At 50.3% G+C, this 14,355-nt stretch carries 12 protein-coding genes; all 12 read right to left on the bottom strand.

The features are described from left to right. On the bottom strand, positions 1-245 hold a 245-nt coding region (locus JW499_RS01775; protein WP_332874403.1), incomplete at its 3' end, for a contractile injection system protein, VgrG/Pvc8 family. 110 nt (positions 246-355) lie between these two features. Further along, positions 356-925, bottom strand: a complete 570-nt coding sequence (locus JW499_RS01770) for a DUF3592 domain-containing protein (protein WP_205208967.1) — start codon at positions 923-925, stop codon at positions 356-358. Further along, entirely contained in the window at positions 918-1,934 is a 1,017-nt protein-coding gene (locus JW499_RS01765) for a hypothetical protein (RefSeq protein WP_205208966.1), read from the bottom strand. The genes JW499_RS01770 and JW499_RS01765 overlap by 8 nt, the downstream gene beginning before the upstream one ends. Positions 1,935-1,964: 30 nt before the next feature. Continuing rightward, a complete protein-coding gene (locus JW499_RS01760; protein ID WP_205208965.1) occupies positions 1,965-3,605 on the bottom strand; it encodes a sigma 54-interacting transcriptional regulator in 1,641 nt (546 codons plus the stop codon). Then, positions 3,598-6,348 (bottom strand): type VI secretion system ATPase TssH, encoded by a 2,751-nt coding sequence (gene tssH, locus JW499_RS01755; protein ID WP_205208964.1) that lies wholly within the window; start codon positions 6,346-6,348, stop codon positions 3,598-3,600. The genes JW499_RS01760 and tssH overlap by 8 nt, the downstream gene beginning before the upstream one ends. 41 nt (positions 6,349-6,389) lie before the next feature. Next, a complete protein-coding gene (gene tssG / locus JW499_RS01750) occupies positions 6,390-7,661 on the bottom strand; it encodes a type VI secretion system baseplate subunit TssG (protein ID WP_205208963.1) in 1,272 nt (423 codons plus the stop codon). Further along, the gene (gene tssF, locus JW499_RS01745; protein ID WP_205208962.1) at positions 7,625-9,412 is read right to left on the bottom strand and encodes a type VI secretion system baseplate subunit TssF; all 1,788 of its coding nucleotides are present in this window, start codon (positions 9,410-9,412) and stop codon (positions 7,625-7,627) included. The genes tssG and tssF overlap by 37 nt, the downstream gene beginning before the upstream one ends. Before the next feature lies 1 nt (position 9,413). Next, positions 9,414-9,833: a type VI secretion system baseplate subunit TssE gene (gene tssE, locus JW499_RS01740; RefSeq protein ID WP_091362255.1), complete on the bottom strand. Its 420-nt coding sequence runs from the start codon at positions 9,831-9,833 to the stop codon at positions 9,414-9,416. A 56-nt stretch (positions 9,834-9,889) separates the two neighbouring features. Beyond that, on the bottom strand, positions 9,890-11,374 hold the full coding sequence (gene tssC / locus JW499_RS01735) for a type VI secretion system contractile sheath large subunit (protein WP_205208961.1): 1,485 nt from the start codon (positions 11,372-11,374) through the stop codon (positions 9,890-9,892). 48 nt (positions 11,375-11,422) lie between these two features. Then, on the bottom strand, positions 11,423-11,911 hold the full coding sequence (gene tssB, locus JW499_RS01730; RefSeq protein WP_205208960.1) for a type VI secretion system contractile sheath small subunit: 489 nt from the start codon (positions 11,909-11,911) through the stop codon (positions 11,423-11,425). A gap of 24 nt (positions 11,912-11,935) precedes the next feature. Beyond that, positions 11,936-13,588 carry a type VI secretion system protein TssA gene (gene tssA, locus JW499_RS01725; protein ID WP_205208959.1) on the bottom strand — a complete coding sequence of 551 codons (1,653 nt, stop codon included), beginning with the start codon at positions 13,586-13,588 and terminating at the stop codon, positions 11,936-11,938. Between the two features lie 13 nt (positions 13,589-13,601). After that, the gene (locus tag JW499_RS01720) at positions 13,602-14,324 is read right to left on the bottom strand and encodes a SapC family protein (RefSeq protein ID WP_205208958.1); all 723 of its coding nucleotides are present in this window, start codon (positions 14,322-14,324) and stop codon (positions 13,602-13,604) included. Positions 14,325-14,355: the final 31 nt, after the last annotated feature.

Below are 14,355 nucleotides of genomic sequence, written 5' to 3'. Positions count from 1 at the left end.
CCGTGGATATAACGGGTAAGCTCATCGCTGCCATCGGTCTGATCCAGCAGGGTAACAAACGCTGGCTGGCCGATCAGCGTAGCGAAGTCGATATCGCCATCGTCTGAGACCACTTCGATGGCAAACGAAAACAGCGCCGAGATCTCTTCGGCACCGTTAAGCCTGACCAGACTGAACTGTTCTGAATCGTCTGTATTCTGTAGCTGAAAGAAAAAGCGTTCTTCGTTCGCCTTTAAAAACACCATAACTCAATCCTTTGCTGTGTTCTCTTTTATTGAGCCTGCCGAACGCCAGACCTGTATGACAACCACCCGGCTATAAAGCAAGTGCTGTGCCACCTGTTTATAGTTAACCGTTAAATGTCTGTTTCTGACCGCGTAACAGAGATATGCCCCCCGCGGTTTACAAAGCTATCACGCATATCCTCTGGCAGTTGTAGCCGGTCAAACAACTCACTACGTTCAGCTTCAGACATCGCTTGCGTATCAAACTCTTCCGTTGTGGTCATACCGCTATTTTCGTCGAAATACCGTTGCATTTTTGCGCTTTGCCATTTAAAGAACCCCAGGGCTAAAACCGGAATCCAGATAAAAATCAGAAGCACTAACAGCAACGCAGGAAGTGACCACATATAGCTTGCCGCGAGTGACTCTGCCGGATGATCGGGCAGATAGTAAACCTTAATAAACTCCCCGGCTTGTTCCTGCAGACCTGACAAAAAGCTGTGTGACGGGACATAATAAATATCACCATTCGGCGGTCGGTATTCAACCCTGGGGCTATAGGTGTTAGTTTGTTGGTCGACAACATTCACAACCTGTCCCTGTATCGCTTCAGCCTGCAGAACAAAATCTATCTTTTCACCAATATAAACAAAATATACAAGCTGCAGAATTGTGACTACGCCAAATACGACTTTAAACACGTCCAGCCTCCCTGTTTCCAGGCATTATCCTGAGAAAACGGGCAAAAAAATCGTCTGTATCATTTCCTGCGTAAGCGATACTTAACGTCTTATTGTCCGTTCGGATAACGATATCTCCATGATCGATATAGGCCTCTTCAATCTCAGCAACAGGCACTTTCTTTGCTCTTAAAAAATAACTGCTGCGATAACTTAACTGCTTATCCGAGACCGTTATTTCCGGTTGAAAGAGACGCACTGATATCGCATCCAGCAGGAACAAAATAATAAACAGTGAGACGATTGCATCGACAACGACGAAACTTTCAGACCAGGTTGCAACAAACAGAAGACCCAGCAGAAGATTAACAAAAATCAACTGCCCCAAATATAGATATACAGTCCCCCACCCCTGATGAAGGGGTAATTTTAAAACACGTTTCTCTCTGGTTCTGCTATTGAGTAGATCGCTGTTGCGAACATAACCACGGTACGTTTTTTGACGGTACGCCTGTGTATTCCTTTTATCGGCGTCCGATTCAGCAAAAATTTTCGTATCCACCGAGTCTGGTGTTCTGAGTTGCTCCGTCCCATCCATTGAATCATAGAGACTGACATCAAAAAATTTTGCAGACGTCTCTGCCAGTCGGCGAATAACCACCGGGTTAGCCCCCTCATAAAGGTTATAGCGCTGATCATCATCTGATATAAAATCCACAATGCAGACTGTATAAGCCCGTCTGTCGTTTGGTTTTTGTCTCTGCTCACAATAAGTTCTGATTTTTGCAACATTGGGCAGTGGGTCACTGCGTTTGAAAAGTGACAGTCCAAATACCCGGAAGCGTCGATTAACCAACCGCTCCGACCGGTTAATCAGGACCTCACTTTTGCCAACACACAGTCCTAAGCCAACCACTGTAATAAAATTTAAAGGGAACCCCGCAGGTGCACTAAAAATCACCAGTACAACACCGATGATAATCCGCATGACTGATTTTTCAGTCTGAAGTGTCAATATATCCTGTTGCATTTTCTCTCCCTGAAACAGACAGTGGCGATATTATGATCGGGATGATTCCCGCAGATCATAACGTCCCAGTTTTTCCACCAGTGAACGACGGGATACCCCAAGCGCATCGGCGGTGCGGGTCTGGTTGCCATTGTGACGTTGCAGGTGGCGGGCGATCACCCGGGCTTCCAGACGCCCCATAATATCTTTCAGACTGGCACCGTTTTCCAGTTCCTGTTCCAGCGGGGTCACCGGCAGGCTACTGGTTTCGTACCCAGGCATGTGTTGCGGTTCAATCACGCCATCCTGATCGGCCAGCAACACAGCCCGCTCGATGATATTTCTTAACTCTCGTATATTGCCTGGCAGGGGCAGACTCTGAATCAGATCAAGCACCTGTGGCTTAATACCGCTGATCGCTTTGCCATACTGACCGCTGAACTGACCGATAAAGTGATGCACCAGTGCGGGGATATCTTCACGCCTTTCCCGCAGTGCTGGCAGCGCTATGGGAAAAACGTTCAATCGGTAAAACAGGTCTTCACGAAAACTTCCCTGAGCGATCAGTTTAGGCAGATCCTGATGGGTGGCCGCCAGAATGCGGACATTCACTGGAATACTCTCCAGAGCCCCCAGCGGCCGCACCTCTCTTTCCTGCAGAACCCTCAGCAGTTTTGCCTGAAGTTTAAGCGGCATATCGCCAATTTCATCGAGAAACAGCGTGCCCCCTTCTGCCGCTTCAATCAGCCCTTTTTTGTTCTGGGTCGCACCACTAAATGCGCCTTTGCGATAACCAAACAACTCACTTTCCAGCAGTTCTTCTGGTAGTGCAGCACAGTTTTGCGCAATAAACGGCCCATCACGATGGGGGCCGTTACGATGGATGCAGGCGGCGATCAGCTCTTTCCCGGTACCGGTTTCCCCCTGAATCAGGGCGGTAGCGGTGGAGTCTGCAATTTTTTCAATCAGACTGAAAACCTGTTGCATCGCCACTGACTGGCCAACAATCTCATCGACTTTCAGCTTACCGCTCATTCGGTTGCGCAGCTCTTCGTTCTCAATCTGCAGCACCTGATTGGTTTCATCCAGCTGCACAATCAGGTTACGGTTCTCTGCCAGTAAGCGGGTGTTTTCAGCGACCACCACAGCCTGTACAGCAAAGGCCCGGACAAAGGCTTCCAGTTTTGCCGGAAATGCTTCAACGTCCCCCTTTTCACTGACCCGGCGATTAAACAGTTGCATCACCCCCAGACTAACCCCTTCGTAGTCGGTCAGGGGGATCACCATCAGTGAGCGGGTGCGGATACCACTCAGACGATCACGGTGATACAGATCATCAAAGTTAAAGCCACTGTAGGCATAGGCATCGCTGATATTAACGATCTGACCGGACAGCGCCGTATATGCAGCGATCTCTTCCATATTGGGCCGGCGCTCCGGCCGCAGATCGACCTTATGCAGCGGCACAACACTGCTCTGCAGATAATCACCCTGAACCACTTCCGGATGCAGATAACGTTTTGTCCGGTCAAGAATATAGATGCAACCGGCTTCAGCCGCGGTCAGTTTGCGGGCCGCAGTGAGAATTTTATCCAGCAGCAGGTGCAGATCTTTCTCCCGGGTGATACTGAGATTGATCTGCACCAGCTCTTCCAGAGCCAGCAGGGAATCTTCAACACTCTGTTCAATCATTGGCAGGTACTTCTGTTGCTGCGCTCTCTGTGTCTACACCCGCTGTTTCTGCACCCTCTTCTGCCCGTAACAGGTCAGAAACATCATCTGCAACCGGCGGGTTATATTCATGACTAAAGCTAAGAGTGAACTCGCCGTGTGTATCGATATCGAGCAGGAGGTGTGTGTAACGGGTCTCCTCTGTCATCCTTTCCAACACTTCAGTGGCGATCTGAGGCAACAGAGTGCCGTTAAGAATATGGTCAATATTCCGGGCACCGGTCTCAACCTCAGTGCAGCGCAGGGCAATGGTCTCTACCACCCGATCCGTGTAATTCAATACCAGCTTTTGGCTGCTGGCTAAACGCTGCACCAGCTTATTCAGTTTGATGCGAACGATATCGCCCATCACTTCAGCGGCAATGGGATAGAATGGAACAATCTGCATCCGCGCCAGCAAAGCAGGCTTAAAGTGGGCACTGAGAACAGGGCGAATCGCGTCGATCAATGCTTCTTTGGACGGACGATGCCCATCGGCGCACATATCTGTAATGATATCGGTGGCCAGATTGGAGGTTAGGAATACGATAGTATTGCGAAAATTCACCAGTTGACCTTCGCCATCGGAGAGCATCCCTTTATCAAATACCTGATAGAAGAGGTTCATCACTTCGAGATCGGCTTTTTCAACTTCATCCAGTAAAACAACCGAGTAAGGCTTTTGCCGAACCGCTTCAGTCAGTAAGCCGCCTTCGCCATACCCTACATAACCGGGCGGTGAACCGATCAGGCGAGAGACGGAATGCTTCTCCTGGAACTCAGACATGTTAATTGAGGTGAGGAAGCGCTCGCCACCAAACAGCTGATCGGCAACCCCAATGGCGGCCTCTGTTTTACCGACCCCGCTGGGACCCACAAACAGAAATACCCCCATCGGGGTTTCCGGGTTATTCACCCCGGCTTTAGCTGCCCGAACCCCCTGATCAATTGCATCTATGGCGTGGTTCTGTCCTTTGATCCGCTGTTGTAGCTGCTGATTGAAGCTCAACACACTCTGCGCCTCATCACGCACCATCTTACCCAGTGGGATACCGGTCCAGTCGGCAATAACGCGGCCGACAACATCCGGCGACACCTCATAATGAATCAGCGGATTATCCTGTTGCAGCTCATTCAGTGCGGCAACTTTTTCACTGATCTCCTGGCGCAACTGCGTTTCAGCTTCCGGATCCGCGTCAACACTCTGCCCCCGGTGCTGAGCCAGTGTCTGACGTAGCTGTACTATTGTGTTAACCAGCTCCTGCTCTGATTGCCATTGCAGCATCAGTGTCTCCAGCTCGGTCTGGTGAGCGGCGATCTGAAGCGCTAAGGCGTCGATTTGTCCCTCATCTGCCAGCACATCACTGGAGATATCACGGGACAGTGCGTGTAACTCGCGCTCCAGAGTCTGAATCATGCGTTCCAGATCATCAATCGCATCCGGCTTGGCGGTGATGCTGATCTTTACCCGCGCCGCCGCAGTATCGAGAACATCTACCGCTTTGTCCGGTAGCTGGCGACCCGAGATATACCGGGATGACAGTTTTGCCGCCGCTTCTACCGCATCATCCCTGACATAGACACCGTGGGCCGCTTCATAGGTCTGACGCAGCCCCCGGATAATCACCACCGCCTGCTCGACTGTGGGTTCATCCAGCTTAACCAGCTGGAAGCGGCGCGCCAGTGCCGGGTCTTTTTCGAAATATTTTTTATATTCTGACCAGGTTGTTGCGGCCACTGTGCGCAACTCTCCGCGGGCCAGCGCAGGTTTAAGCAGATTGGCGGCATCACCACTGCCAGCCGCGCCTCCGGCACCGATAAGCGTATGCGCTTCATCAATAAACAGAACGATCGGTTTAGGCGATGATTTAATCGCGTTAATCACCCCTTTCAACCGATTTTCAAACTCTCCTTTAACGCTGGCACCCGCCTGTAATAAGCCAAGATCGAGGCCGTAGAGCTCTACGCCGGCCAGCACATCAGGCACCTCACCCTGCGCAATTTTCAGGGCCAGGCCCTCGACCACGGCACTTTTACCCACCCCGGCATCACCGACACAGATCGGGTTATTCTTTCTGCGCCGCCCCAGAATATCGATCATCTGTCGGATTTCAACATCGCGACAGAACACCGGATCAATCTCCCCAGCCCGGGCTTTGGCCGTCAGATTGGTGCAGTATTTGTCCAGCACACTCAGATCAGCTTCGGCCACAGCAGATGCGACCGTCCCTTTAGTTGTGCTCTGGTTGATCTCACAGGACCCTTCGGTCACTGTCTGATAGTGTGTTTTGAGGTCATCATACGGCACACTGCTAAGATCATCGACGTAGCTTGCCATACCATGACGCCGCTGATTAGCCAGAATGGCCATCACCAGATGCCCACTACGAACCTCAGCGGCACCCAGCTCAAGTGATGCGATCAACCAGGCATCTTCCAGCAGGCCCACCAGAGCCGATGAAAATACCGGTTTGCCCTGATGGCCTTTTTTATCCAGTTCGATGCTGTGCTGAATGCGTTTTACAAAATGAACGACATTAATTTCGTAGTGCACCAGAATCCGGGCAAGGTCATTTTCCTCTTCGAGCAGTTTCATCAGGTAGTGATCTACACTGACTTCATAGCCTTCCTGCGAAACACAGAGCCCTGCGGCCGCCTCAAGGGCACGGGTGCAGTTGCTGTTAAGTCGCTCAACCAATGATTTAAGCTGAATTTTTTCCATCATTACGTCCCTGTTGCAGTTCAGTACTCTCGTGTCTGAACCGGTTAACCAATACCATGTAGTATGACATCACGATCATGAGAACCAGGATTACCCAGCCAGCCAGACCAGCCCAGATGGCAGCCTGCTCCACCTCCCAGAGTAGATTCGGGTACCTGATCGCCCTGTAACACCAGTTTAATATCAAAACAGAGCTGTTCTGGCATCAGCATCAGAATCATCTCTTTCAGGGCTGCATAGTGAGCCCCATTCGGCAGAAAATCAGCAAACTGTGAATACACAAGCGGCCCCATCTGCACGATAAACTTACTGTTAAAATCTTTTACCCGACTGCCGAGGGTTATATCTTCGCCCAACAGACTCGGCCCCAGCCCCAGGCGGTTCTTTTGTTCGTCAGGTACTGAAGCCCAGCGCTCCACATGTTCAATAATCTGTACCGGCACATCATTAAAATAACCACTGACGACCTGGCGCATAACACTGGCAGAGTTCCCCTGCATCGCCATCAAGCCGGAATATCCAAGCAGACGGGGCCAGTTGATGGCGGATTCCTCTCTATACGCTTTTTCAGGCGCGCCCATAAGGGCAAACAGCCACTCTGAAAAATCATTCCGGGCCTCTGGCTGGTACTGCAAGGCGGGCCGGTATTTATGCCAGATACGGTATAAAAATGCTGTCAGCCGGTGATTGAACAGATCCAGAAAATCCCGTTGACGGGATGTCGGCAGTTCAAAAACCTGAATCACTAACTGCCCGTTCCTGAAACTCGTCAGTTCTACCGGACTCAGCAGCTCCTGTAGACTTTCACCATGGATCAGTTGTTCCAGCTCATCATTGTTGAGCGCTCTGGCACTGAGAACGCCTGCTCGAATCTGCTGTTTATATTCAGCCGCCCGAAGTACCAGACTGGAGATATCCAACCGGTGATCCCGCAACGCTCTGATCTGCTGTTCTGAGGTGAGGAAATACTCCGTCAGCTCCTGATTCTCAATCTGCACCTGTTCTGCAATGATCGACTCAGTCACATGTGCAGGTAGCGGCGATGCCGGCCCATACAAACCAATAAAATTATTCTGCAGCTCCAGCTGTCCCTGTCGGCTGATACCCGCATGCTGAATATCGCAGGCAGGAAAAGCCAGGCTTGGATGTCCTCTGAAGCGAATCCCTTCACTTATGACCGGCCCCTGATGTCCCACCCGGGCACCATCGTGAAACGATTCCAGCAGATTGACCGCTTTGAAAAATTCAAAGCTATGGGCAGCCCGCTGCAATTCATTACTCAGAGTAAGAAATGCTGACCGCTCTGAATCTGCCATCGGTAGATCTCTCCGTTATCTAACCCTTCAACTTCCAGCTCATGATGGGCATTGATATTTGCATACTGACTGAAAAATCCGTTCAGCACCGAGGCAAACAAAAACATCGTACTCTCACCCTGAATACCTTTAGCACCAAACTTACTCTCTCTCAGCTGCAGTTTTGTCTGCAGTGTTCTCACGGGGACACCTTTGATAATCCGGTCCCGGGTGGTGGTGGATATACTCTGAATACCTTCCAGCATCTGTTGACTGGCACGCTCGGCCTGGCGGTCGAAAAAGGCCCGAAAATCGTAACAGGCCAGCAAAGTGCGCAGTGAATCCAGTCGTGATAATGAACGGTAATGCAGCGCCATCTGCGAAATCAGTTGCCAATGCAAGCCATCCCGAAGCGGTGGCTGCAGGGCATTTGTCACCCGGGTGATATTGCGAAATGAGGCGAACTCAATCGAGTCCGCCGTTGGATAGATAATATCCCCTGCCCGTAAAACCTCAGGCAGTTTCCGGTTAGTACAGGTCAGTTCCAGCGATACTGTTTCGGTTGGCGGCACGGTATCCCGACTATCGACATGAACAAAACTGATAAAACTATCAAGACCACTCTGCAATGTAGACAGACGCCGTTTGAGTGAAAAAAACACCTGTTTATCATCTCTGTCGCTGCGTACTTCATGATCAAAACTCTCAAACGCCGGATAGTGATACCGCTTGCTCTGCCCCCTCAGGCTTCCACTGACATGATCGATTGAAAAAAGCTCGATATGTTCCTGCTTCTCATAGGCGGGGCGAATCATATATTCCTGTCGCCGGTGATCAACCCGAATGGGGTCTGCATCAGCGCTAAAGAGATTGATGATCGGTGTGCAGTGAAGCCGGACATGGCCCTTCTGAAGCCGCAGTTGCGAATCAAACTTACGATTAAACTTAAATGTCAGACTGAATGATTCGATCATCGGAGCCTGCAGATGCTCACCCAGATTATTGATATCAACGAAGAGAAACTTCTCGGGGAGGCTGAAATACTCCTGCAGTAAACGATATCCATTAAATGAGCGATTGGTGTAGGGCAGCAGCGCTTCATCATCAGCAAATCCCACCGGAGCGACTGATTTAGCGCCCAGTTGCACTCGGGTTTGCTCTCCTGAACGAAAATGCACGCCAAGTTCCAGCTTATCCAGATAGCGAAACAACCAGAGATAAAGCCCCTGACTGATATGCATCTCGCGATCACCGTGGAGGAAAAGCCGCAGTTTATCCAGACCAAGATTCTCTGACGCCGCGCCTGGCTCTATCTGAAAGTTCAGTGTGAGTGTCGCCCCATCGCTCTGGTTAGTCGAGACCAACTGATCCAGCTCGATCGGATAGATATCCACATCATAGCAACTGCGAAACCGGCAGCTGGTATTTTCCACCTCAACGGATTGCACCTCTTCACCACGGGCGATCCGTTTACCTTCGATCAGCGCGTTCTCAACCGGTTTAAACTCAAGCACGCTCATTGAGGGCAGTGGCCGCAGATAGTGCGGCCATAGTAAACCCAGCAGCGCGTGGGTCACTTCGGGCAGTTCATCATCAAGCTTCTGTCGCAAGCGGCCAGTCAGAAAGGAAACCCCTTCGAACAGACGCTCCACATCCGGATCATTACCCTCCTCTGAAAGGAACTTTGATAAGCCCGGATTTTGCCGCGAGAACGCTGCCCCCATATCCCGTAGATATGAGAGTTCATCCTGATAATACTTGTTAAACGCCATCTTATCCGACTACCTTACACAGACCATCGTTCGCCATCATTGTTTGAAAACGAACCCTGACCGGACTCTCAGGAATCGCCATGTGGGCATTGATCTCAAACCGAAGATCGAGTGGGTTATCATCATTTTGCAGATACCGGACCCGGACCCGGTCAAGGCGTGGCTCATATTTTTCAAGCGCCAGCTTGATCGCTTTACGCATCTCAGTCACAGCTTTCATATAACCGCTGCTCATATCCAGATCGTTGAAGTCGGGTAAGCCGTAATCATCCAATGCGGTTACACTGCCCTGACGTACGTTGAACATATTCTGCAAATGCATCTGGACCGATTCACGCAGCTTATCTTCATTAACATCAAGCGAAAGCTTAGCCCCTTCATCGCCTAGTGCTACGCGTTGTAGAAGCGTGTAGTGCAACATACCTGTATCCTTACCGCTCTCTGACGAGAGCGGTTCTTTCAAGCATCATTAATCGATCAGGATTTATCCAGCTTACCCACCAGGGACAGCGTAAAATCAGCACCCATATACTTGAAATGAGGACGAACATGGAGAGATACTTTGTAGAATCCTGGCTCGCCTTCTACATCGGATACCTGGATTGAGGCTTCACGCAGAGGCCGCTTGCTGCGAACGTCAGCACTGGCACCATCCTGATTGGCAACAAACTGGCGGATCCAGACATTCAGTTCCTCTTCCAGATCATTACGCTCTTTCCAGCTGCCAATATTTTCCCGCTGCAAGACCTTTATGTAGTGAGCCAGACGGTTAACGATAAACATATAAGGCAACTGAGTGCTGAGCTTATAGTTCATCTCTGCCTGCTTACCCTCTTTGCTGACACCAAAGAATTTAGGTTTCTGTACCGAGTTAGCCGAGAAGAATGCCGCATTATCACTGCCTTTACGGAACGTCAGAGGGATAAAGCCCGCTTCGGCGAGCTCGAATTCGCGACGGTCGGAAACCAGTACTTCGGTCGGAATCTTGGTTTCAATCTGTCCCATTGCCTCGTAATGGTGTAATGGCAGATCATCCACGGCCCCCCCACTTTGCGGCCCGATAATATTGGGACACCAGCGATATTTTGCAAAGCTCTCGGTAAGCCGTGTCGCGAACGAGAATGAGGTGTTACCCCAAAGATAATTTTTATGATCACCGGAGATGCTTTCATTGTATTTAAAAGCTTTTACCGGGTTGTCACACTCGTCATAGGGCAGGCGTAGCAGGAAACGGGGCATCGTCAGACCAACACTACGGGCATCCTCACTTTCACGGAACGAGCGCCATTTAGCGTACTGCGGACCTTCAAAAATTGAGGCGATATCATTCAGGTTGGGCAGCTTCTGAATATCATCCACACCAAAAAACTGAGGTGCTGCAGCGGCAATAAACGGTGCATGAGACATAGTCGCGACACTGGCAACGCTCTGCAATAAACTGATATCCGGCGCACTGTGATCAAACTCATAGTTTGCAATCATGGCACTGACCGGCTGACCGCCGTGCTGCCCAAACTCCGCAGTGTAAACCTTCTTGTAAAGACCGGTTTCAGTGATATCTGACGCATCTTCAAAATCCATCGCCAGATCATCTTTGGATACATTCAGTAGCTGTATACGGTTGTTTTCACGGAAGTCTGTGCGGTCAACAACAAATTTAAGGCCGCGCCAGGCTGACTCGAGCTTCTGAAACGAATCATTATGGAGAATCTCATCCACTTGCAGACTCAGCTTCTCATCAATAGAGGCAATCATCTCATCAACCAGCTGTTTACGGATGCGATCACTCTTCTCTCCGGACTTCAAAATCTCGGCTATGAACGCCTGCACCCCTTTAGAGGCAACATCATAAGCTTCATCTCCGGTTTTCATATTGGTCTGCTGCATGATCTGATCAAGCAGAGAGCCTTCACTGGTTAACTCGACCGCAGCCTGGCCGGCTATCTGTTCCTGTTCTGACATAATTCAATCCCTTACTTCATGGGTCACCGTGTTGATTCAGTGACGCGATTACTCTTCATCGATGCCCAGTTCAGCCATCAGTTTCCTGCGGGAGTCATCATCTCCCAACAGCTCTTCGATCTGTTTGCGAAATGCAGGTACATTGCCCAACGGCCCTTTAAGAAAGGATAAAGCCTCACGCAGCTCAAGAAGCTTTGCCAGTTCCGGCACCTGTTTAACCACAGACTCTGGTTCGAAATCCCGCAGATTATTGAAAGACAGATTGGCTGAAATCTCAGCATCCTCCTCACCTGATAACTTATTTGGCACCGTCATCTGCACACTCAGACGCTGACTGGCCATTACATCAGAGAAATTATCCTTGCTGATATCAATGAGTTCCCGATCCTGCAGATCTTCTTCCTCTTCACGCAGCGTATAATCACCCAGCATGACAATCTTATTGGGCAGTTCAATCTCTTCCTTACCATCGCCCGTTGCCGCTTTGTAGACGATATTGATCCGCTCCTTCGGTGCCACTGATCCATCTTTAGCCATGAGTACTCATCCCTCTTATATAAGTTATAGTGCCAGCGCACTCAGTGGATCCATCAGGCATAACGCCATTCTCAGCTGATCCACTTCGTCCTGCTGTTCCTTGGTGTATTTCTGTTTTGTTTGTGTCTGACTGTGGCCACTCAGCAGTAGTTTAATTACATTCAGGTAGAGCTCCGGCTCCCACCTTTCCAGGCCTCTCCCCTGCAGCATCTGATGCAACATCTTCAGTTGCGACATAGCCACCTCAAGGTGGCCTGCATCAAAGCAGAGCCGGGCCTGTTGCAGTTGCCAGAAACAGCGCTGGCGTTCACCACGGGCCTGGGCTGCACCGTCACTTAAGCGCTTTAACCCCACATCAAACTGCCCCTTTAAGGCATCCTTCTTGGCATCGTCATAAGCAATAACCCATTCAGGCGCCGCACCTTCGGCCGTGTCTGACACCTCGTTATTAGCAGAGGAGTGCAACTCAGTTTCGATCCACGACTGAGTCAACGGATCGATGAACCCTTCGCCGTTAGCAAACTTATTCATACTGAACTCAGGAAACCGGGCCAGCAGATGACTGACATTATGTGCAACCGCTGCAGCAGCATCTGGTGCGCCCAGTTCCTGTAAAGCCCGATAAACCATACGATGCAGACCCAGCCAGAAAATTGCACCGCCAGCATAACTTTTCTCACACTCCTGAATCAGGGCCTGCCAGTTACCCGCCTGCTCAAGCCCTTGCAACTCCTGAATCCGGCTTTCAGACGGAATTTTTGGCAGAACCCCAGTGGCGGGAAGCTTTTCCAGAATCATCCAGGTGCTGGTGCGAAGCAGGTGATAAGGATAGGGATCGGTAATCCGCTGCTCTCGCAACAGCTGACATATTTTATCGACCGTCCGGTTATTGGTTGTCAGCGCTTTTTCAATATCTGCAGTCGAGGCAACAGACTGTGACTGGGCTCTAATCGGCTCAGCCGGTGGCGATTTGCTCTGAGATACCGGCTCTGCGGCAGGAGGCTCTTTAACCTCCCGGGGTTTCACTGCAACTGGATCAGCTTCAGATTCAACGGCAATCGGGTCATTCAAATCGGCAAGCTGTTTTGTCTCCTGTTCAGCCAGAATGTACTCCGCATCCTGGCTGAACCGGTTCAGCTGATTTTTAAATTCAAACAGAAATGGCGAGTCATCGGCTAAACGCTGATTAATAGCCAGTTCAAGACGCTTAAACTGCTCAACACAAAGCACCACATCTCTGGCACTCTCTGCGTCTATCTGCAGTTCACTGAATGGGCGTTCCAGTTTTTTTACCAACCATTCAAACGCAGCGGCCCGCAACTTATTTGGCTTTTTTCGCCGGGTTGGAAAAATACTATCCCAGTAGTCTGCCTCAAGCATTGAGGCGAGTAATGCCAGACCATTCACCAGTCCGGCAAACCCGTTTCTGAAATAGAGCGCAACACTGAGGCGACTGGCAACCCGAAGGTCTTTTGAATGCTCCCGCAGAATAGTCTCTGCAAGCACCTGTACGCGGGTCCAGTCGATAGGTTGAATATCGATCCCCTCGCCTTTCTTTATCTCATCGTCCAGCTCAGAGTAGATATCCTCATGCTGGATATCCTGTCCGGTAGGCTGCGACGCACTGATTGGCGTAGCGGCGAGCTTTTCTGCCCAGTCTTGCTCCATAATCCCCATAACCGCCCCGGACTCAGCGATCTGACAGGCTTGAGTTAAACAGATTAGAGAAACAGGACAGCGACGCAAGATGCAGATAGATGAGTTCCAGTGCACCTGTTTTATTCAGTTCCTGCAGTGCAGAGGGATCCAGCTGCTTCAACCGCTCCCGGTTGACCACAAAGAAGCCATCCAGTTTACGTCCCTTCTCTTCGCCCTGTGAGGTGAAGGTCGCTTCGGTTGATTCAAGGAGGTCAAGCTCGACCAGTTTCTCAGTAAAAATCCGGTTACGTCTGAAGTCCAGTTCGAACTGTTGCAGGAACTGGCTGATCGTCTGTAAATAGCCCGACTGACTTTTATCTTCATTGAACAGAGCGTTGCCACGCCCTTCACGATTACATCCCGGATAGGTTTCATCAATGCAAACTGTCAGGTTCTGGCTTTGTTCTGATACTGAAGCAACCGTGAAAGGGTAACGGCGCACATAGGCCGGCAGATAAGATGCCAGCCACTCGCCCGCATCATTCACAAATTGGTTGTGTCCGGCTTCGGTGCCAACCACAGCAACAGGGGTATACCCTGAATCTGCTTTTATAAATACGATGGGGTAATGGAATAGCAGTTGACCAAACTCAGAAACCCCGACAGGAATAATGTTGGCCGACCCGGCAAACCGGTAATCGGTGATCTCTATGTTCAGGTCGGTATGTGCTGCGGTGCTAACTGCGGTTAGCTGATTATAAAACATCGGAAGCATGTCAAAATCCTTTTAAGTAGTTGCCAGTCCC

Source organism: Amphritea pacifica (assembly GCF_016924145.1).
Lineage (GTDB): Bacteria > Pseudomonadota > Gammaproteobacteria > Pseudomonadales > Balneatricaceae > Amphritea > Amphritea pacifica.
This window is presented reverse-complemented; position numbering and strand designations above follow the sequence as displayed.